Genomic DNA, 22,379 nt, shown 5'->3' on the forward strand with positions numbered 1-22,379 from the left:
ACAGTTAATATTGATTAGTTGGTACTTCTTGAGCATTTTGTTGTTGACTAGGATCTACCTGTTGCTGATTAGGATCAGTTTGTTGCATGTTGTTATTCTGTTGTTGCTGATTATTATTGTTTTGTTGTTGGTTAGGGTCTACTTGTTGTTGATTAGGATCAGTCTGTTGCTGGTCGCTATTCTGTTGTTGTGAATTATCGTTGTTTTCAGTGTTATTTAATTCAGATGAATTGTCTTCATCTTCATCATTGGTAGTATCATTTTGATTTTTTCTAAGTAGGCTACTGTCTAACTCTGTTTGTGGTACGAGTGTACCATAAAAATCAGTGACACGTTGATTTAAGAAATCACTTGTATCTTCAATCTTAGGTAAATTTAAATCATCACGTAGTAAATTTGAAGTGTCTTGAATACTATTAATATCTGGATTGTAATAATAGATTCCATTTAAGTAATCATCTTCACCTTCAAGTTGTTTACTTTTGATTTCAACATCATCTTTTAAATAAGATGTTGCAAGAGCTTTTACCTCATCATAGCTTAAATTATGTTTTGAATTATTCCCAACTATTTCAATAACATCATCTAGTTTACTAAAGGAACCAAGCATTTTGTGCCTTAGCAAAGAGTTTTTTAATTAACTCCATTTGTCTTTGACCACGTTTTAAATCAGAATCATGATGTCGTGTTCTAGCGACTGCTAATGCTTCGTCGCCATTTAGTTTTTGATGTCCTTTTTCAACTTTTATTTTGCCACTGTCATCAGTATTTGGTTCACTGATGTCATAAGGGACATTATATTCAATGCCACCAAGTTCATCAACAAGCATCTACGAATGCATCCATATTAATACGTACATAATAATCAACCGGTACGTTTAAAGTAGCTTCTACAGAATCCATTGAAGCTGTAGGTCCACCATAAGCATGTGCATGCGTGATTTTATCGTAATAACCTACTTTTGGAATATAACTGATTGTATCACGTGGAATGCTTAGCATTCTTATTTGTTCTTTATCGGAATTAAATGTTGAAAGAATCATTGCATCGGTTCTTGATTGTTCAGTACTTTGCCCATTTTTTTCTCGTCCACTATTTCCATCAATACCTAAAAATAAGATAGAAATAGGATCTTTAGAAGGATCGACTTTAGATTCACGAATGTTTGATTTCCTAGAGGAGTCACCATCGTTAAAAGAATTCTCAAAAGCGCCTTGAGATGATTTGAGTAGAATGATAGCAAATATAACCGGAACAACGACAAGAACTAAAGATAGAAATATTAAAAAATATTTTAAAAATTTATTCATGTTTGAAGCTCCCCATGTATATGATTTTGTACATGTTACTATATTATCGTTAAATGTTATAGCTCTTTTAACTATATTAAATATTTGTAAAGAAGAAAATGTACTATAACTTATAATTTTATTACTATAGCTAGTAAATATCAACTATGAATGTGTTATTTTCAAGTTTAAAGTAAAATTAAATCAGGGTATGTGAAGTATAATGCTTATATATTGGAATTTATCAGTAGAAACTAACAAAATTGTCATTTGCTTAGAAATGATTTATAGCGATACATGAGCTATAATATATAATAGAAATATCATCTTGTGAACAATAACTGTGTTTCAAGGAAATGACAAAATAATTATAAATATAAGAAAAAAGGGCTTTGCTACGTTATAATTTAAGAACAATGCTTTCTATAAAATATTTTTAAAATAATAATTGAAATGGATATATCTTTAGCAAAAGATATGAGGAGGAAAAGCGAGTATGAAGCAAGAATGGTTAGATAAAATAGATGAGAGTTTAGTGAAAGATTTTTATGAAATACAAACAGAAACAGAAAAAGAAGAAGGGTTCAAAGGAAGTTTAGCTTTTGGAACTGCGGGTATTAGAAGCACTTTTGGCTTAGGACCAGGAAGATTAAATGCATTTACAATTCGCAAAGTGGCTTTAGGTTTAGCTCAATTTTTAAGAAGTAAAATTGATTCACCAACTGTAGTAATACACTTTGATACGAGATTTTTATCTAAAGCATTTTCACAAGAAATGGCTAGTGTGCTAGCTAATAATAATGTTATACCTATTTTGTCAGAAGATTATAAATCTACTCCAGAGTTATCATTTGCCGTTAGACATTTGAATGCAGATGCAGGTGTGATGATAACAGCTAGTCATAATCCTAAAAATTATAATGGTATAAAAATTTATGATGAAAAAGGCGGCCAATTATTACCTGATGAATCCGAACAACTTAGTAATTATATTAATACGATAGAATCTCCATTATCGATTAAAAAGGGCGATTTTGAAGTATTAAAAGAAAATAATAGAATTAAATATATTACTAGTGAAGTAACTGAAAAATATAAAAGTGAAGTTAAAGATTTAGTAGGTTCGATTGATGAAAAAGGTGCAAAAGTAGTATTAACCAGTTTACATGGTACAAGTTTACCGTTAGTTTCAAATATATTAACAGAATTGGATTACCAAAATTTTGTGATAGAAGAAGAGCAATCTACACCGGATGGTAATTTCCCAACTGTAGAAATTGCTAATCCTGAAGATGAAACTGCTTTTAATTACGGCCTAGCACTTGCAGAAAAAACAGATGCACAACTGATCATAGCTACAGACCCTGATGCAGATAGATTTGGTTTTATTGAGCGTTATGGAAAAAATGAATATAGATATTTTAATGGTAATGAAATTGGGTTACTGTTTATGAAATTGAGATTCCAAGAATTAGTTGAAGCAAGCGCACCACTTTACATTATTAAATCTATCGTCACAAGTGAGTTAGCAGAAAGATTAGCATTAGCGTTAAATGTACAAGTTAATAATGTGCTGACTGGATTTAAATATATTTCTGATTTAATTGAGCAAAAAGGTGCAGACAATGAGACGCAATTATTACTCGCATTTGAGGAAAGCCACGGCTATTTAGCGAAATCAATTTCTAGAGATAAAGATGCAATTCAAATGGTACCTTTATTAGTTAAATATAAAAATCTATTATCTAAAAATGGTTTAACATTTAAAGACACTATGGAAGATATTTATCAAAATATTGGTGCATTTAAAGATAGAACACTCGCACCGTCATTTGAAGGAGCCGAAGGTGTAGAAAAGATTTCGAATATAATGAGTCAATTTAGAAATAACGATATATTCTCAATTTGTGGTATGGATGTAAAACAAATAGAAGACTATCATACAGGTGAAAATAGAAATGTTATAGAGGGTACAACTGAAGCATTAACGTTACCGAAAACGGATTTAATTAGATTTATTTTTGATAATGGATTTATCGCGCTTAGACCATCCGGAACAGAGCCAAAAATTAAACTCTATTTCTCTCTGAATGTAGAAGATATAGATGCAATTACAGATCAATTTGAAAAAGACTATATTCAAAATATAGATTAATTTATGTAGAGGCGACAAGATGACATCAAAAAAACTAAAACAACTTATGATTTTTTTAATCTTTATTTTAACAATAATCACTTTTACAATTGGATACAGATATTATCAAGATAATAAACAAGACACGAAATACCAAAGTATTCATACGAATAATTTAAAAACAGTAATGGATAAAAACAACCCACAAATAAACGCGATTCATCAATATTTAGAAAAAGTTAATTTTAACGGCACTGTAGCTGTTTTTGAACGTGGTCAACTTAAATTAAATAAAGGCTATGGTTTCAAAAATTTTGAAACAGATGAAAAGAATAGGGCAGACACATTATATTTAATCGGATCTTCTCAAAAATTCACCACAGGATTAATGCTTAAGCAATTAGAAAATGAGCAAAAAATTAATATGAATGATGTGGTTAATCAATATTTGCCATGGTTCAAAACATCTAAACCTATTACATTAAATCAGCTTATGCTTCATCAAAGCGGTTTATATAAATATAAAGCTTCAACCTCTTATAAAAATTTAGATAGTGCAGTACAGTCAATACAGCAGAGAGGGATTGAGCCTAAATTTTATAATAAAAATAGATATAATGATGCTAATTACTTAGTTTTATCTCGTGTGATAGAAGAAGTAACTGGTGAATCTTTTTCAAAGAATTTCGAAAACAGATTATCAAAGCCATACGGATTGGAGCATACGGCATTTTTTAATGATGAAACTTTCAAAAAAGATATGGCGGAAGGCTATAAAAAAGATGAAAATACAGGTGAACCGGTTAAGCAGAAGCCTAATGTTTTAAACCAATATTACGGCGCTGGTAATTTATATATGACCCCTCATGATATGGGGAAATTGATATTAACTCTACAAAACAACGAACTGTTCAAAGATAATATAACAACGCCTTTACTACATGAAAGTTTAACGCCACGTTATCCAAAAGCGTATCGTTATGGTTTTTATTCACTTCCTAATAAAAATCGAATTAATGGTGGTTTTTTTGGACAAGTATTTACGGCATATTTTAATGACGACTATATTGTGGTGCTTGGGACAAATTATGAAGATAATGATGTGAATAATGAGGAAAAGATAAAACACATTTTTAATAAATTACTAAAACAAGACAAGCCTTATAATATAGTAGGGCAACGTTATTAATTACTTGATTATTGTAGTAACCTAAAGTGAAGTAATTTAAAACACTCCTAACTGCAAAGTGTAAAGGTATAACCTTTAACTTGATGACAGTATTAGGAGTGTTTTTTCTTAAGTATAAATAATAGTCATATTATGCTACAAATCATATTCAACTTATTTACAGTATTTTAGTGCATTGACGAACATGTCCTCAAACGTATCTGGATGAATGGACATGACCACTGAACAATTAGGGAAGCGAGATTTGAAATCAGTTACTGTTGCACCTTTTGTAAAGGTACCACTCGTTTCTATTTGTACATCAGCCTTCCTGTACATTGAATTTTTCAGGATGAAGCAAATAAAGCACAGTATATGCATCGTATACATTAATCCCTTTTTCAAAATCATCGCCTTTGTAATGCTTGAAGATTTGATGCAACATATCACCAGTTTCATTTAGTGTTTGGAGATTATTTACAAATGAATGGCTTAAAGTTGAACTTCTTGCTACATCAAGTCCTACCATAGTTAAAGGCAAACCAGAATTAAAAACAATTTGTGCGGCTTCAGGGTCACAATAAATATTGAATTCCGCTAAAGGGGTGACATTACCACGTCCTCGCGCTTCCTCCCATTAACACAATTTCTTTAACATAATCTTTTACTTCTGGATAAGTAGAAAGTAATAAGGCAATATTCGTTAATGGACCTATAGGTATAAGTGTTATAGGAATTTCACTATTTAATAAAGCTTTTCGCATTGCTTCGACAGCATGTGTTGAAGCTAAATCTTTTTCATTTGCTTCAGGAAATGGATAACCATCCATACCTGACTCACCATGAACTTTGCTTGCATTTACAATATCGGAAAGTAATGGTTGAGAGGAACCTCTATGAACGGGTACATCACTTGCAAAAAATTGCTTAAGTTTCAATGTATTCGCTGTTGTTTTTTCAATTCCAACATTACCATTAATTGTCGTAATCATTCGTAAATCAAAGTTAGGGTGATTCAGCGCAATGCTTATAGCGACGGCATCATCAATACCAGGATCGGTATCTATAATGATTGGTTGTTTCATAATTGTTAAGTCCTCCTAAATCATTTTGTTATTGTATGGATCCATTTTACATTGTTTTCTTTTAAAAGTGTTGTATATAAATTAATGTGTATTTATATTGAGCATAAAAGTAGGGAAGAAACATAAAATTTAACGGGAACTAACTTCTATCATTTAATTAATAATAAAAAAAGACTTCTCTAAAAGAGAAGTCTTTTCTTGGATTATAAGTGAGCTGAGTGTCCACCTTGCATTACCCAATAAGTACCAATAACAGTAATTAAAGTAATGATAATCGCAAATATAACTTTAAATGCTTGTAAGTTTCCGTCTCTACCTTCAGTTAAGTGCATGAACATTAATAATTGAACTGCGGCTTGTATAAAAGCAAAACCAAAAATGATGGTAATCTTAACGTTAAGTTCCATAGATGTGTATAAAGTTACAAACACTGCTAATATTGTCAGAACGATTGAGGCAATAAAACCTACTGTGTGTTTTACTATTGTATTCATCCGCTAAACACCATCCCTATCATATATACGGCAGTGAAGATGAAGATCCATACAACATCTAAAAAGTGCCAATATAAACTTACTATAAATAATTTAGGAGCATTGTCTTTATTTAATCCTCGCATGGCTACTTGAATTAATAAGCAGATAATCCAGACGATACCTAACGATACGTGGGCACCATGTGTTCCTAATAGTATAAAGAAACTAGACCAATAAGAACCAATAGAAAGATTAACACCCTCATGTACATAGTGCGTGAATTCATAGATTTCAAAACCTACGAACACGATACCTAATAATACAGTGATAATCATCCAAATCATCATTAATTTTTCTTTCTCTTTTCTCATGTAGTAAATTGCAATACCACATGTATAAGAACTAATTAATAAAGCAAATGTCATTATCAATATGAGCGGTAATTCAAATAACTCGGTAGTCATTTTACCAAGCATAATCGCCACCGTGTTGCAGTGTTAGTAACGCCGCAAATAACGTCCCGAATAATGAGAATTCAGCTGTAAGGAAAATCCAAAAGCCAAGCTTATTTAATTCACCTTCATGCGAACGTTGATCAATTGTGTTTGCATCATGACTCATGACTTACAGCCTCCTTTTCTTTTATACGTGCTTCACGTAAACGTTTTTCAGTCTCAGCTACTTCAGAAACTGGTATATGATAACCGTGATCTACTTGGAAACTACGATAAATCATAGTGCCAAAGATACCAATTAAGCAAAGAATAGCCGGTAGCATTGTTTCAAATACTAGGAAGAAACCACCAATAGTGAAGAATATTCCCATGAACACACCAACTGGCGTATTATTCGGCATGTGGATATCTGTGTAATTATGGTTATCTAAATAATGACGACCATGTTCTTTCATATCAACAAATGTATCATAGTCGTTCCAGTCTGGCGTGATAGCAAAGTTGTATTTAGGTGGCATTGCTCCCGCAGTTGACCATTCTAATGTACGACCTAAGCCATCCCAGTTATCACCAGTTGCTTCACGTGGTGCTTTGAAGAAACTGTATACAATACTTGCGACTAAGAACATAAAGCCTAATGCCATTAATAGGGCACCGAAAGTTGAGATTACGTTTAGTAACCACCAACCATCTTCTGGCATGTAAGTGTATAAACGACGTGGCATACCATCAAGACCTAGTATGAATTGAGGTATGAAACAAATGTTGAAACCGATCATAAAGAACCAGAAACACCATTTATTTAATTTCTCGTTCAACTTAAATCCAGTCATCTTAGGCCACCAGAATATTAAAGCTCCTAGACAGGCAAATACAACCCCCGCTACTAATGTGTAGTGGAAATGGGCTACTAAGAAGTACGTGTTGTGGTATTGGTAATCTGCTGCCGCCATAGAAAGCATAATACCAGTTACCCCACCAATTAAGAAGTTAGGTATGAATCCTAATGCAAATAGCATTGGTGATTCAAAGGTAATACGACCTTGGTAAAGCGTGAACAACCAGTTAAATATTTTAACACCGGTTGGTATACCAATAAGCATTGTTGAAATCGAGAAGAATGAGTTAATTAATGCACCATTACCCATTGTGAAGAAATGGTGAACCCAAACTAAGAAACTTAAGAATGCGATACCCGCAGTCGCCCAAACCATACTTTGGTGACCAAATAGGCGTTTACGCGCAAACGTTGGAATGATTTCAGAGTATATACCGAATGCCGGGAGGATAACGATGTATACTTCGGGGTGCCCCCATACCCAGAAGAAGTTAGCCCAAAGCATTGGCATACCGCCATTAGCAACTGTAAAGAATGCTGTACCGAATATATTATCGGTTGTAAATAGTGCTAATGCTACTGTTAGTACTGGGAAAGCCAAGATAACGATTAAAGCTGTAATGAAAGTAGTAACCGTAAACATTGGCATTTCCATAAATTTCATTGTAGGTGTTTTCATTCTAAGTATAGTTACGAAGAAGTTAATACCTGTCATCAGTGTACCGATACCAGAAATCTGTATTGCAATTAAGTAATAATTGACACCTGGCCCGGGACTGAATTCGCCCGCGAGTGGTGCATAGTTAGTCCAACCAACTGCGGGTGAGCCTCCGATTATAAATGACAAGTTGAATAAAATCATACCTGAGAAGAATAACCAGAAACTTACGCTATTTAATACAGGGAATGCAACGTCTCGAGCACCAATTTGTAAAGGTACAATGACATTCCATAAACCAAATATGAAAGGCATTGCCATAAAGATAATCATGATAACACCGTGTGTACTAAAAACTTCGTTATAGTGATTTGAGTCCAAGAACGTATTGTTAGGAATCGCTAATTGTGTACGCATCATTAATGCGTCAATACCACCACGAACGAACATTAATACAGCACAGATTAAGTACATTGCCCCGATTTTCTTATGGTCGACAGATGTGAACCATTCTCTGTATAAATATTTCCATAATTTAAAATAAGTAATTACTGCGATTAGTCCAATGATTCCAAATGGAGCACCGATTTGTGCCATTGTAATCATCCAAGAACCTTCAACAAGTAATTGATCCCATGGAAAATTCATTAATGTCCACCTCCAGATTCATGCTCTTTTTTCTCTATTTCAGATACTTTTTCGTCTTTAGCACCTTTAGAGATTTTGTCCATTTCCTCGACGTTATGTGTTTCCTCGTCTTTGAATTCACTGTTGTATGGTTCATCGTTGCCAAGAATCATGGCTTTCATACCATGTCTCTCATAGTTCGCATTTGTGATTTGCGGTTTACGTGCGGGTTGATCAGGTTCATCTAACACATCTTCAGTTAATTCTTCTTCAGTGTTAAAGTTCGGATCTTTTTGTACGTAATTGTAGCGATCATAAGCGTGGAAAATATACTCAGGATCTGCCGCAGGATCAACAAATGCTAGATGGGTACCACTGAAAGTTAATTCTTCATTTTCAGTAGTTGGTAAAAGTTGCTTATCAAATGTATCTTGATCTAACTCTTTTTTACTTTGAGCATCTTTGACCCAATCATTAAATTCACTTTGACTTACTGAGTTAACATCGAAAGTTTGACGAGAAAAACCTTCACCATTGAAGTTTGAGTTACGTCCACGGAACGTACCTTCTTCACTGGATGTTAATGTCCAGTCCATCGTCATACCTGTCATCGCGTATTTCTGACCACCAAGTTGTGGTATCCAGAAACTTGTCATCATATCCATTGATTGGAGTTTGAAAACAACTGGACGATCTTTCGGTATTGTTAAGTGATTAACAGTTTCAATTTTTTCTTCAGGATAACTAAAGAACCACTTGTAACCAAGCACTTGTAGCATAAACTACAATTGGATCATCCTCTTTGTCTGGTGTTTCCTCATACATGTAAAGTGATTTCACCGTTGGAATGGCTATAGCAATTACAATGAGAATTGGAATAATGAACCAGATCGATTCAAGTAAAAAACTATGATGCATTTTTCCTGTTTCCTCTGTCTTGCCCATTCTATATTTGAATAGAAAGACTGTGAACAAGAGAATTACAGCGACAACTATAGCAAGCATGAAGATGATTGAATAGATAATCAAGAACTTCGTATCACTTGCCATTGGCCCTTTTGGGTTTAAAACTTCTACATTCTCACAACCACTAAGTAAAATTAGCGAGCCAAAGAGTAGAAGCAAAGACTTAAATTTTGACACTTTTTTGACCTCCTAATACTACAATTGTAGGGCTTAACATCAATTTTAAGATATTACGCAATTATTACAAGTGTTTGTGCGAAAAAAATTATTGTAAAATTAAAAGAAACCCAACAGAACCAATGTCTGACGGGCTTTTAAAGATTTGTTAAAATTATGTGTACATTTTGTGAAAAGTGTCATAATTAAGTCGAAAGAGTAATTTTGTCTTAAAAACTGTGATAATCGTTATCATTTACGATTTCTTGAGACTATGTATGAAATCTATGTGTTACTTAACTTCAACATAACGTATTGATTTTTTTATAGCGCCATTTGAATCTTCAACTTTATATTCAACTTTGTACTTTCCAGTTTTATTTGTATTTATATCTCCATCAACGGTAATTTTATGAGTTAAATCGCCATCTTCTTTATCAAAGGCACTTACACCATTAAGTAAATTGTAATCGTCACCTTTTTCGATGATTGTATCATTAGTACCTTTTAGTTCTGGTGTTGAATTATCAGTAGCTTCTGCACTTAAGTTAGGTGACACAAGTGTAGCAGATACGCCTAAGGCTGATAATGACTGTATTAGTTTGTTCATAACGTTAACCTCCGTATGACCGTCATTTGTTTTATTCAACTATACTATACTTTAAATGAGTTTAGAATACATCGTACTATAGTCCTAATATAACTTATGACTTTGAATCTAGCTGTAATTTTCAGTTAACATTTAGTAAATTGAACGTTCTGAGAATTTTGACATAACAAACTTCAAATGATATTAAATTTTATTCAAAAGTAGCGTAGGGGGTTTAATTGAAAATGAAAAGATATCGTCGGAAAATCTCAGTTAATTTTTTATCGAAGTGATTGAAGCGATATATTATTGTAGAAAGTGGAAAATTGGAATGTCATGTAATAGACACTATCATGTAATAGACACTATTTAATAGTAGGAGATGACTTAAATCACTTACTTATACTGTCAAAAGAGATGATAATAGAGATTATGAATGTGAAGTTTCTTCAATAATATATGATGGGCTTAATGAAAATGACTTTATTCATTTATCTACACCATAATAAATGAATAGTAAGTTAGAAAGCATAGCAACAGTGGAAGAAAAAGTTGAATATATTATTCTTAACAAAACTGCACAAGGTTATATAGCAAAATTTTAACTGAAATAGTTTTTTTAAAGAGATTTAGAAATATATAGAGGAAGCTTTTTCTTGAAATCTATTATCACAACTTTACGATAAATAGACGTCGATGAATCGAAAATACATGTTGAATTATTTATACCTAAAATAATTGTTGCTGTGTAAGTATTATTTAGTTGAAGCATTTGAATCTTGAATATTATATAAAAAAGAGAGGTTAGATATCACAAAGTGCAATCTAACCTCTCTTTATTCATATATTAATAGTAACAATACGCACTAATCATTCTCGAACGACTATTCAATGCCTCTACGCATTTTTTCCGCCATAAGTGTATTATTTAAAACCATAGTAATAGTCATTGGGCCAACGCCACCAGGAACTGGAGTAATTGCACCCGCAACTTCTTTTACTTCATCGTAAGCAATATCACCTTTTAATTTACCATTTTCGTCTGGCGTGTTACCAACATCAATCACAACTGCGCCTTCTTTGACATCTTCTTTTGTAACTAATCCTGGACGACCGACAGCACTAACGATGACATCAGCATTTTTTAAATGACTGTGCATATCCTTAGTTCTTGAATGAAGAATCGTAACAGAAGCATTTTTTTGTAATAATAATTTAGATACAGGTTGTCCTACGATATGACTACGTCCGATAACAACTGCATCTTTTCCTTCTAAATCAATGTCAGCATGATTCAATAATTCCATAATACCTAATGGTGTACATGGAACGAAAGTTTGTTGGTCTATATAAAGTTTACCAATATTTTCAGGGTGGAAGCCATCCACATCTTTTGCTGGATCTATAGATTCTATAACTTTTTGTTCGCTTACTTGTTTTGGTAAAGGTACTTGCACTAATATACCGCTCACAGTATCATCATCATTTAAACGTTTAAGTTCGTTTAGAACGTCTTCTTCAGATGTTGATTCATCTAAATGTACGATTTCAGAAATCATACCAATTTTTTCTGCTGCTTTCTTTTTAGAATTTACATAACTTTGACTTGCACCATCGTTGCCTACAAGTATTACAGATAATTTAGGTGTGTAACCCTTAGATTGCAATGCTTCAACTTGATCTTTAAGACCTTGTCTGTAATCTTTTGCAATTTGTTTTCCGTCTAAAATTTTAGCGACCATGAAAAAATCCTCCTCCAATGTGTGTACTTTACTTAACTTTAACATAAAAAACTTGATGAATAACAACCAAAAGACGTAGATTGAATCATTTTTTTGATTTAAAGTTCGATTTTTGATTGAAAAACCATCATTTAGTTGTTATGCTATATCTGTAATATACATCTAATAGTAGTAACATTTCAAATTTCTGAAAGGGTGTTCATTGTGAAAGTGGTAGTTATAATGGGGAGTTCTTCAGATTGGGAGACAATGAAAGAAAGTTGTCTTATGCTAGATCAATTAGAAATTCCTTACGATAAAAAAGTAGTTTCAGCGCATCGTACGCCACAATTAATGTTTGAATTTTCTAAAGAAGCAAGAGACAAAGGATACGACGTCATTATTGCTGGAGCAGGTGGTGCAAGACATTTACCAGGTATGGTAGCATCAATGACAACATTACCTGTGATTGGGGTGCCAATCGAGTCAAAAAGTTTAAAAGGATTAGATTCGCTATTATCTATCGTTCAAATGCCTGGAGGTATACCAGTAGCAACAACTGCAATAGGCAAAGCTGGTGCCAAGAATGCGGGCGTGTTAGCGGCTAGGATTTTAAGCATTGGCAATAAAAAAGTCGAAAAGAATTTGGAAAATTTCGAAAAATCATTAGTTGAGAAAGTGAGTGAAATGCAACATGAGCTTCAGTAAATTAAAATTCGGTTCCACTATTGGTATTATTGGCGGAGGTCAGCTGGGTAAAATGATGGCACAATCTGCACAAAAAATGGGGTTTAAAGTTATTGTACTTGATCCTGATCAAGCGTGCCCATGTCAATATGTTGCCCATGAATTTATTAATGCCGCTTATGATAATCAAGAAGCTTTAAATCAACTTGGTGAATCATCGGACGTCATTACTTACGAATTTGAAAACATTTCAGCTAATCAACTGCAAACACTAGTCTCAAAATACAATGTTCCTCAAGGCTATCAAGCAATTCAGTTGCTACAAGACCGATTGACTGAAAAACAAACATTGCAAGCAAGCACAAACTCAAATTGCACCATTCGTTCAATTATCTGAACCAAGTGATTTGAATCAAGCAATTGAAACCATTGGTTATCCATTTATCGTAAAAACACGTTTCGGTGGTTATGATGGGAAAGGCCAAGTTTTGGTTAAAGACGCAACTCATATTGATGAAGCAAAGTTGCTTGTTGATAAACAAGAATGTGTAGCCGAACAATTTCTAGACTTAAAAAAAGAAGTTTCACTTACAGTGACGATTGGCAATGATAACCAAATCATGTACTTTCCACTCCAAGAAAATGAACATCAAAATCAAATACTATTTAAAACAATTGTACCAGCCCGTACAGATAACGAAAAAGAACAGGCAACACAAAATGAAGTTAAAAAAATTATTGACCACATCCATTTTGTAGGCACATTTACAGTGGAATTCTTTATCGATGCACAGAATCATTTATATGTTAATGAAATTGCACCGAGACCACATAATTCGGGACATTATTCTATAGAAGCATGTGATTACTCTCAATTTGACACACATATATTAGCGATTACAGGACAAAAATTACCGCAATCTATTGAATTGCTAAAACCTGCAGTAATGATGAATTTATTAGGTAGAGATTTAGATCTTTTAGAAGATCAATTTGCTGATCATCCAGACTGGCATGTGCATATATATGGTAAAAACACACGTAAAGCAGATAGAAAAATGGGTCATTTAACAGTTTTAACTGATGATGTGACTCGTTCTGAAGAAACATTGTTAAACACATTTGAAGGGAGATACAACTAATGTCTTTGTTATATGAAGGGAAAGCGAAAAGAATTTTTTCAACTGGAGAACCTGAAATACTACGCATTGAATATAAAGATGAAGTGACAGCCGGAAATGGGGCTAAAAAAGATTTCATAGAAGGTAAAGGACGATTAAACAATCAAATTACTTCTAGAATTTTTAATTTTATAAAAGCTCAAGGCGTGAATAGTCACTTTATTGAACAAACTTCTGAAACTGAACAACTTGTGAAATCGGTAGATATTATTCCTTTGGAAGTAGTAGTAAGAAATATTGCAGCTGGTTCTATAACAAAGAGATTAGGTTTTGAAAAAGGCCATGAATTTGATGCTCCACTCGTAGAGTTTTTCTATAAAAATGATGATTTAAATGATCCATTGATTACTGAAGATCATATTAAGTTATTACACATAGCAACAGATGATGAAATTGCTATTTTAAAAGAAGTGGCTAAAGACATAAACGCGATACTTGTTCAATTAATGGATAAAATGGATTTAAGATTAGTAGACTTTAAAATCGAATTTGGGCGTACGACAGATGGTCAAATAATATTAGCTGACGAAATTTCACCAGACACTTGTCGCATATGGGATAAACATAGCGATACAAATTTTGATAAAGATGTATATCGTGAGGACACGGGATCAATTATTGAAACATATCAAACTTTCTTAAATAAATTGGAGGCATTATAAAAATGAAAACAATCGAATTACACATCACTTTACAACCGCAAGTACTGGATACACAAGGACAAGCGTTAAACCGCGCAGTACATGATTTAGGATATAAACAAGTAAACGATATTCGTGTAGGTAAAGTTTTATATATGACAATTGATGAAGCAACTGACGAAGCTGTACACAATGTAATTACAACACTAAGTGAAAAATTATTTGCTAACACTGTAATTGAAGAATATAGTTACAAAGTTTTGGATGAAGGAGAGAAAGCTTAATGAAATTTGCAGTGTTGAAATTTCCAGGATCAAACTGTGACCGAGATATGTATAACGCGGCAGTGAAATCTGGTGTCCAAGCAGAATTTGTAGATTATAGAAATACTTCTTTAGAAGGGTTTGATGGTGTACTTATACCTGGTGGCTTCTCATTCGGGGACTATTTACGCTCAGGTGCGATGGCGAGTGTTGCACCGATTACAGAAGAAGTTAAACGTTTTGCAAATGAAGGGAAACCGGTTTTAGGTGTATGTAATGGTTTTCAAATTTTGACTGAAATTGGATTGTTACCAGGTGCATTATTGCATAACGATTCTCATTTATTTGTTAGCCGTAATGAAACTTTAAAAGTTGTAAATAATAAAACGATGTATACCAATTTATATGAAGCGAATGAAGAAGTAATTTATCCAGTTGCACATGGTGAAGGTCACTATTATTGTACGCCAGAAATGTATGAAGCATTAGAAACCAACAATCAAATTATTTTAAAATATCTGGACAATCCGAATGGTTCGTATAATGACATAGCCGGAATTATTAACGAAAAAGGAAATGTGTGCGGTATGATGCCACATCCAGAACGCGCAATTGAGTCAATTTTAGGCACTGATAGTGGAGTGAAATTATTTGAAGCAATGGTAAATAGTTGGAGGGAACAAAATGTCTAAATTTTTAGAGCCAAGTTCAGAGGAAATTAAATTAGAGCGCTTATATAAAGATATGGGTTTAACTGATAAAGAATACGATAAAGTTTGTGAAATCTTAGGACGTGAACCTAATTTTACTGAAATAGGTATTTTTTCTGTAATGTGGAGTGAACATTGTTCATACAAACATTCAAAACCATTTTTAACACAATTTCCAACTTCTGGTAAACATGTATTGATGGGACCAGGTGAAGGCGCTGGTGTTGTAGATATTGGCGATGATCAAGCAGTAGTATTCAAGGTTGAATCACATAATCATCCTTCAGCAGTAGAACCCTACCAAGGCGCAGCTACAGGTGTTGGCGGTATCATTAGAGATATTGTTTCTATGGGTGCAAGACCTATCAATTTATTAAATAGTTTACGTTTCGGTGAATTAACAGAGAAACAAAATCGTCGTTTATTACGTGGTGTTGTCGCCGGTATTGGCGGTTATGGTAACTGTATTGGTATCCCGACTACTGCAGGCGAAATTGAATTCGATAGTAGATATGATGGTAACCCCTTAGTTAACGCTATGTGTGTGGGTGTTATTGACCACGATATGATTCAAAAAGGGACTGCTAAAGGTGAAGGCAACCCAGTCATCTATGTTGGATTAAAAACCGGCCGTGATGGTATTCATGGTGCTACATTCGCTTCTGAAGAACTAAGTGATGATAGTGAAAGTAAACGACCATCTGTTCAAATTGGTGATCCATTTGTTGGTAAAAAATTAATGGAAGCAACGCTCGAAGCAATTACATTTGATGAACTTGTAGGGATACAAGATATGGGCGCAACCGGACTTACGTCCTCATCTTCAGAGATGGCAAGCAAAAGGTGGCAGTGGCTTACATCTTAAACTTGAAAATGTACCGACTAGAGAAGAAGGCATTTCACCATATGAAATGATGCTCTCTGAAACACAAGAACGTATGCTACTTGTTGTTGAAAAAGGTACAGAAGATAAATTTTTAGAATTATTCGACAAACATGAACTAGATAGCGCAGTAATTGGTGAGGTAACAGATACAGATCGCTTTGTTCTTACTTATGAAGGCGAAGTATATGCTGACATACCAGTACAACCGTTATCAGACGAAGCACCTGTATACACTCTAGAAGGTGAAGCGCCAGAATATAATACAGCAAAAAATGATTATAGCAATATTGATGTAGAAAATGTGTTTGACCAATTACTACAACATCCTACGATTGCATCAAAACGTTATTTATACGAACAATACGACCAACAAGTCGGTGCAAATACTATTGTTAAACCAGGTTTACAATCATCTGTAGTACGTGTTGAAGGTACAAATAAAGCTATCGCATCAACAATCGATGGCGAAGCACGTTACGTCTTTAATAATCCATATGAAGGCGGGAAAATGGTCGTTGCTGAAGCATATCGCAATTTAATATCTGTAGGTGCTACACCATTAGCTATGACAGATTGTTTGAATTATGGTTCTCCAGAAAATAAAGAAATCTATCAACAACTTGCAGACTCAACAAAAGGTATGGCAGAAGCTTGTGAAGTTTTAAGCACCCCTGTCGTGTCTGGTAACGTGTCATTATATAACGAAAATAGAGAAGCATCTATTTTCCCAACACCTGTTGTAGGTATGGTTGGATTAATTGAAGATATTCAATATCTAAATGAATTTACGCCGCATGCAGGAGATACTTTATACATTGTTGGTGAAACAAAAGATGATTTTGGCGGAAGTCAAATTGAGAAACTACTTTACAAAGAGGTCAATCATGAGTTTGAAACGATTGATTTATCAGATGAAGTACGTAAAGGCGAAGCTATTAAACAAACAATTCGTAATGGTGTTGCGTCACACGTACAAACAGTTGGTAAGGGTGGATTATTAGTGACATTGGCACGGATAAGTGCATATCATCAATTAGGTATGAACGTTAATTTAGATGTTACAAACGAACAACTTTTCAGTGAAACTCAAGGACGTTATGTTGTTGCAGTTAAAGAAGGTCAATCGTTCGATGTAGAAAACGCAGTAGAAATTGGTAAGTTAACTCAAGACGGCCAATTCCTCGTATCAAACAAGGAAGTTCAAGTAACGCGAGAAGTTAAAAATCTGAATGAATTATGGGAAGGGGCTATTCCTAAATGTATGACTACAGTGGATTAAATGAAGAGTGTGGTGTATTTGGAATTTGGGATCATCCAGAAGCCGCACAGTTAACATATATGGGGTTACACAGTTTACAACATCGTGGCCAAGAAGGCGCTGGTATCGTGTGTTCGGATGGCGAATCACTTGTTGGGCAACGCGGTATGGGTTTACTTACTGAAGCAATTTCAGATACCCAACTTGAATCTTTTAAATCCTATAAACATGCAATCGGTCATGTACGTTATGCCACTTCTGGTAATAAAGGAATAGAAAATATCCAACCATTTTTATATCATTTTTATGATATGAGTGCCGCAGTTTGTCATAACGGTAATCTAATTAATGCACAAAGTTTAAAAAGATCGTTAGAGCATCAGGGGTCTATTTTCCATTCTTCATCAGATACAGAAGTAATTATGCATTTAATACGTAGAAGTAAGGCGCCAACCTTTGAAGATGCGCTTCAAGAAAGCTTGAGAAAAATCAAAGGCGGCTTTACTTTCGCATTATTAACAAAAGATGCGTTGTATGGTGCAGTTGATCCTAATGCAATTCGCCCGTTAGTTGTAGGCAAAATGAAGACTGGTGCATATATCATTGCTAGTGAAACATGTGCGATTGATGTACTAGGTGCAGAATTTGTGCAAGATATTCATGCAGGTGAATATGTTGTGATTAATGACGAGGGTATTAGAGTAGAGTCTTATACAAGACATACGACAACTGCAATTTCAGCAATGGAATATATTTATTTCGCAAGACCTGATTCTACGATTGCTGGTAAAAATGTTCATGCAATTAGAAAACAATCAGGTAAACAGCTTGCTCAAGAAAGTCCAGCTGACAATGCGGATATGGTCATTGGTGTGCCTAATTCTTCTCTATCTGCGGCTTCAGGTTACGCAGAGGAAAGCGGATTACCTTATGAGATGGGACTTGTTAAAAATCAATACGTAGCGCGTACATTTATTCAACCTACACAAGAATTACGAGAGCAGGGCGTACGTGTTAAGCTGTCTGCAGTTAAAGATATCGTTCATAATAAAAATATTGTACTTGTAGATGATTCCATTGTAAGAGGTACGACAAGTAGACGCATTGTACAAATGCTAAAAGACGCAGGTGCTAATGAAGTGCACGTTCGTATTGCTTCGCCAGAGTTTATGTTTCCAAGTTTTTATGGCATAGACGTCTCGACAACAGCTGAACTGATTTCTGCGAATAAATCGCCTCAAGAAATTAGTGACCATATTGGATCAGATTCTTTAGCATACTTAACTGTCAATGGGCTTATTCAATCTATTGGTCTGAATGAAGATGCACCTTACAGTGGTTTATGTGTAGAAAGTTTTACTGGAGATTACCCAGCTGGACTTTATGACTATGAGTCAGACTATCTAGAGCATTTAAGTGAACGTCAAAAAGAATATTTAGCAAATCATACACAATACTTTGATAAAGAGGGGAATTTAAATGTCTAAAGCATACCAACAAGCAGGTGTCGACATTAACGCAGGTTATGAAGCGGTAGAACGTATGTCGAGTCATGTTAAAAGAACGATGCGTAAGGAAGTACTTGGTGGACTTGGCGGTTTCGGTGCAACATTTGATTTGTCGCAATTGAATATGAAAGCGCCCTTACTTGTCTCAGGAACTGATGGTGTTGGAACAAAGTTAAAATTAGCTATAGATAACAATAAGCACGATACAATAGGTGTCGATGCCGTTGCAATGTGTGTGAATGATATTTTAACAACCGGTGCAGAGCCACTTTATTTCTTAGATTATATTGCAACACATAAAGTAATTCCAGAAGTCGTTGAACAGATTGTCAAAGGGGTAAGCGATGGCTGTGAAGAAACAAACACTGCACTTATTGGTGGAGAAACAGCTGAAATGGGAGAAATGTATCACGAAGGAGAATATGATTTAGCAGGTTTTGCTGTAGGCGCTGTAGAAAAAGATGAATATATCGATGGCACTTCAGTTGCACCAGGACAAGTTATTATAGGTCTTGAATCTAGTGGTATTCATTCAAATGGTTATAGTTTAGTTAGAAATTTAATTAACAAATCAGGAATTAATTTAAATGATAAGTTTGATGAACAACGCACATTCTTAAATGTCTTTTTAGAACCTACACGTTTATATGTTAAACCAGTGCTTGCTGTAAAAGATGCAGTGAAAATCCATGCAATGACGCATATTACTGGTGGAGGTTTCTATGAAAATATTCCTAGAGCATTACCTGAAGGAGTTACAGCAAAAATTAATGTGTCAAAATTCCCAACACCGCAAATATTTGACTGGTTACAAACACAAGGGGAAATCTCAACTGAAGAAATGTATAATGTTTTTAACATGGGCATTGGCTTTACATTAATTGTAGACAAAGAAAATGAAGCAACAGTGTTGAATATATTGGAACAACAACAAGTTAAGGCATACCAAATTGGTGAAATCGTTAAAGGTGATCAACCAATTCAATTATTGGGGGTATAACTGTGACTAAAATAGCTATTTTTGCGTCAGGATCAGGTAGTAACTTTGAAAGCATCATGACTCAAATCGAAGAAGGTAATTTACCTCATATAGAAGTCACTGCCTTATACACAGACCAAGTAAGTGCTTATTGTATTGAACGTGCTAGAAAATATAATTTAGATGTTCACATCAATGAACTTAAAAATTTTCCTTCTAAAGCAGATTATGAGCGTAAAATTATCGAATGGCTTACTTCAGAGCAAGTAGAATGGATTGTTCTAGCAGGTTATATGAAGCTGATCGGTGAAAATATATTAAAAGCATACAATAGACGTATTATTAATATACACCCTTCACTGTTACCTAAATATAAAGGTAAAGACGCAGTAGGCCAAGCTCTGGAGAGCGGTGATACGATTACAGGTACAACAGTGCATTATGTGGACAGTGGGATGGACACAGGAGAAATTATCGAACAATGGACATGTGATATATACCCGGACGATACGAAAGAACAACTAGAAGAAAGAATTAAAGTGATGGAACATGAATTATATCCGAAAGTGATATCCAAAATCATTAAATAAGAGGTGCCAATACAAAATGAAAAAAGCAATTTTAAGTGTGTCTAATAAAAGTGGTGTTGTGGCATTTGCCCAATCCTTAAACGAATTAGGGTATGAGTTATATTCTACAGGTGGCACGATGCAAGCTTTAGTCGAAGCGAATGTTCCAGTAAAATCAATTTCAGAATTAACACAATTTGAAGAAATTATGGATGGAAGAGTTAAAACATTACATCCATCTGTTCATGGAGGTATACTAGCTGATCGAGATAAGCCAGAACATTTGCAACAATTAAAAGCGCAAGATATTGATCTTATAGATATGGTGGTAGTTAATCTATATCCATTTAAAGAAACTGTAGCGAATCCTGATGTTACAGAAAGCGATGCAATCGAAAACATCGATATCGGTGGACCAACTATGTTACGTGCTCGCAGCTAAAAACTTTAAACATGTCACGACAGTCGTACATCCAGCAGATTATAATGAAGTTATTGAAAAACTGAAAAATGACGATTTGGATGAAGCATACCGTAAGTCACTGATGATCAAAGTGTTTGATCACACAAATCAATATGATGCAGCAATTGTTGAATTCTTTAAAGATAATAAAGAAAGTCTACGCTATGGTGAAAACCCACAACAATCAGCACAGTTTATTCGTACATCTACTGCGGCGCACACACTTGGAGGCGCCAAACAGTTACATGGTAAACAATTAAGCTATAACAATATTAAAGATGCAGATGCAGCTTTATCACTTGTTAAGCAATTTGAACAACCAACGGCAGTAGCAGTAAAACATATGAATCCTTGTGGTGTAGGTGTTGGAGAATCAATTAATGATGCTTATCAATATGCCTTTGAAGCGGATAGTCAATCTATTTTTGGTGGAATTGTCGCTTTAAATAGATCTGTAGATAGCACGTTGGCAGAAACTTTACATGAAATATTCTTAGAAGTTATTATTGCTCCAAAATTCACACAAGAAGCATTAGACATTTTAAGTAAAAAGAAAAATATACGACTTTTAGAAATTGATATGACGATTGATAACAGTGAACAAGAAGTCGTGTCTGTTTCAGGTGGCTATTTAATACAAGATAAAGATAATGTGAAATTAACACGTGACGATATGAAAGTAGTCACAGAAGTTGAACCTACCGAAGCGCAATGGGATGCAATGTTATTAGGATGGAAAGTGGTTGCATCTGTGAAAAGTAACGCAATCATTCTCAGTAATGCGAAACAAACAGTCGGAATTGGCGCAGGACAAATGAACCGTGTTGGGTCAGCAGAAATCGCCATAGAACGTGCGATAGAAATGAATGATCAAGTTGCAATGGTATCAGATGGTTTCTTCCCAATGGATGATACAGTTGAATTAGCAGCTAAGTCAGGTATCAAAGCGATTATTCAGCCAGGCGGTTCAATTAAAGATCAAGCATCTATAGATATGGCAAATAAATATGGTATTGCAATGGTAACTACAGGCGTTCGACACTTTAAACATTAAGGGAATTGGAGGCAATA

The 22,379-nt window shown here is 34.3% G+C and carries 13 protein-coding genes and 7 pseudogenes; 12 read left to right on the forward strand and 8 right to left on the reverse strand.

The window, feature by feature from the left end:
* Positions 1–4: 4 nt before the first annotated feature.
* Positions 5–1,311 (reverse strand): annotated as a pseudogene (locus ABLV90_RS09010) (LCP family protein).
* 475 nt (positions 1,312–1,786) lie between these two features.
* Between ABLV90_RS09010 and ABLV90_RS09015 the strand changes: the two are divergent.
* Positions 1,787–3,445, forward strand: coding sequence for a phospho-sugar mutase (locus ABLV90_RS09015; protein WP_460872519.1), 1,659 nt, complete (start codon positions 1,787–1,789; stop codon positions 3,443–3,445).
* Positions 3,446–3,464: 19 nt separating this feature from the next.
* Entirely contained in the window at positions 3,465–4,613 is a 1,149-nt protein-coding gene (locus ABLV90_RS09020) for a serine hydrolase domain-containing protein (RefSeq protein WP_427707651.1), read from the forward strand.
* A 153-nt stretch (positions 4,614–4,766) separates the two neighbouring features.
* On the opposite strand, the pseudogene rihC reads toward ABLV90_RS09020, so the two are convergent.
* From rihC to folD, 7 genes and pseudogenes are all read right to left on the reverse strand, one after another.
* A pseudogene (gene rihC, locus ABLV90_RS09025) lies at positions 4,767–5,677 on the reverse strand (ribonucleoside hydrolase RihC).
* Positions 5,678–5,880: 203 nt separating this feature from the next.
* Positions 5,881–6,171 carry a cytochrome aa3 quinol oxidase subunit IV gene (gene qoxD, locus ABLV90_RS09030; RefSeq protein ID WP_002508041.1) on the reverse strand — a complete coding sequence of 97 codons (291 nt, stop codon included), beginning with the start codon at positions 6,169–6,171 and terminating at the stop codon, positions 5,881–5,883.
* Positions 6,168–6,774 (reverse strand): annotated as a pseudogene (gene qoxC, locus ABLV90_RS09035) (cytochrome aa3 quinol oxidase subunit III). Before qoxC ends, qoxD begins: the two are co-directional and overlap by 4 nt.
* Positions 6,764–8,752 carry a cytochrome aa3 quinol oxidase subunit I gene (qoxB, locus tag ABLV90_RS09040; RefSeq protein WP_460872520.1) on the reverse strand — a complete coding sequence of 663 codons (1,989 nt, stop codon included), beginning with the start codon at positions 8,750–8,752 and terminating at the stop codon, positions 6,764–6,766. The pseudogene qoxC and the gene qoxB overlap by 11 nt, the downstream one beginning before the upstream one ends.
* Positions 8,752–9,874: pseudogene (qoxA, locus tag ABLV90_RS09045) on the reverse strand (cytochrome aa3 quinol oxidase subunit II). Before qoxA ends, qoxB begins: the two are co-directional and overlap by 1 nt.
* 271 nt (positions 9,875–10,145) lie before the next feature.
* Positions 10,146–10,463 carry a DUF5011 domain-containing protein gene (locus ABLV90_RS09050; protein ID WP_069816460.1) on the reverse strand — a complete coding sequence of 106 codons (318 nt, stop codon included), beginning with the start codon at positions 10,461–10,463 and terminating at the stop codon, positions 10,146–10,148.
* 863 nt (positions 10,464–11,326) lie between these two features.
* Positions 11,327–12,184, reverse strand: coding sequence for a bifunctional methylenetetrahydrofolate dehydrogenase/methenyltetrahydrofolate cyclohydrolase FolD (gene folD, locus ABLV90_RS09055; protein WP_427705021.1), 858 nt, complete (start codon positions 12,182–12,184; stop codon positions 11,327–11,329).
* 204 nt (positions 12,185–12,388) lie between these two features.
* On the opposite strand from folD, the gene purE reads away from it, so the two are divergent.
* From purE to purH, 10 genes and pseudogenes are all read left to right on the forward strand, one after another.
* Complete coding sequence (gene purE, locus ABLV90_RS09060; protein WP_460872521.1) at positions 12,389–12,871, forward strand: 5-(carboxyamino)imidazole ribonucleotide mutase; 483 nt, start codon at positions 12,389–12,391, stop codon at positions 12,869–12,871.
* Positions 12,858–13,992 (forward strand): annotated as a pseudogene (gene purK / locus ABLV90_RS09065) (5-(carboxyamino)imidazole ribonucleotide synthase). Before purE ends, purK begins: the two are co-directional and overlap by 14 nt.
* On the forward strand, positions 13,992–14,693 hold the full coding sequence (gene purC, locus ABLV90_RS09070) for a phosphoribosylaminoimidazolesuccinocarboxamide synthase (protein ID WP_427705013.1): 702 nt from the start codon (positions 13,992–13,994) through the stop codon (positions 14,691–14,693). Before purK ends, purC begins: the two are co-directional and overlap by 1 nt.
* Positions 14,694–14,695: 2 nt before the next feature.
* Positions 14,696–14,956 carry a phosphoribosylformylglycinamidine synthase subunit PurS gene (gene purS, locus ABLV90_RS09075; RefSeq protein ID WP_057511817.1) on the forward strand — a complete coding sequence of 87 codons (261 nt, stop codon included), beginning with the start codon at positions 14,696–14,698 and terminating at the stop codon, positions 14,954–14,956.
* Positions 14,956–15,627 (forward strand): phosphoribosylformylglycinamidine synthase I, encoded by a 672-nt coding sequence (purQ, locus tag ABLV90_RS09080; RefSeq protein ID WP_427705010.1) that lies wholly within the window; start codon positions 14,956–14,958, stop codon positions 15,625–15,627. Before purS ends, purQ begins: the two co-directional genes overlap by 1 nt.
* Positions 15,620–17,810: pseudogene (gene purL / locus ABLV90_RS09085) on the forward strand (phosphoribosylformylglycinamidine synthase subunit PurL). Before purQ ends, purL begins: the two are co-directional and overlap by 8 nt.
* On the forward strand, positions 17,789–19,276 hold the full coding sequence (gene purF, locus ABLV90_RS09090) for an amidophosphoribosyltransferase (RefSeq protein WP_069816445.1): 1,488 nt from the start codon (positions 17,789–17,791) through the stop codon (positions 19,274–19,276). Before purL ends, purF begins: the two are co-directional and overlap by 22 nt.
* Positions 19,269–20,297, forward strand: a complete 1,029-nt coding sequence (gene purM / locus ABLV90_RS09095) for a phosphoribosylformylglycinamidine cyclo-ligase (protein ID WP_427707653.1) — start codon at positions 19,269–19,271, stop codon at positions 20,295–20,297. Before purF ends, purM begins: the two co-directional genes overlap by 8 nt.
* Positions 20,298–20,299: 2 nt before the next feature.
* A complete protein-coding gene (gene purN / locus ABLV90_RS09100; RefSeq protein ID WP_069816441.1) occupies positions 20,300–20,866 on the forward strand; it encodes a phosphoribosylglycinamide formyltransferase in 567 nt (188 codons plus the stop codon).
* 16 nt (positions 20,867–20,882) lie between these two features.
* Positions 20,883–22,362, forward strand: a pseudogene (purH, locus tag ABLV90_RS09105) (bifunctional phosphoribosylaminoimidazolecarboxamide formyltransferase/IMP cyclohydrolase).
* Positions 22,363–22,379 lie beyond the last annotated feature (17 nt).

Origin of the sequence: Staphylococcus sp. 2S1 (assembly GCF_046721335.1) — a bacterium.
Classification (GTDB): domain Bacteria; phylum Bacillota; class Bacilli; order Staphylococcales; family Staphylococcaceae; genus Staphylococcus; species Staphylococcus equorum_A.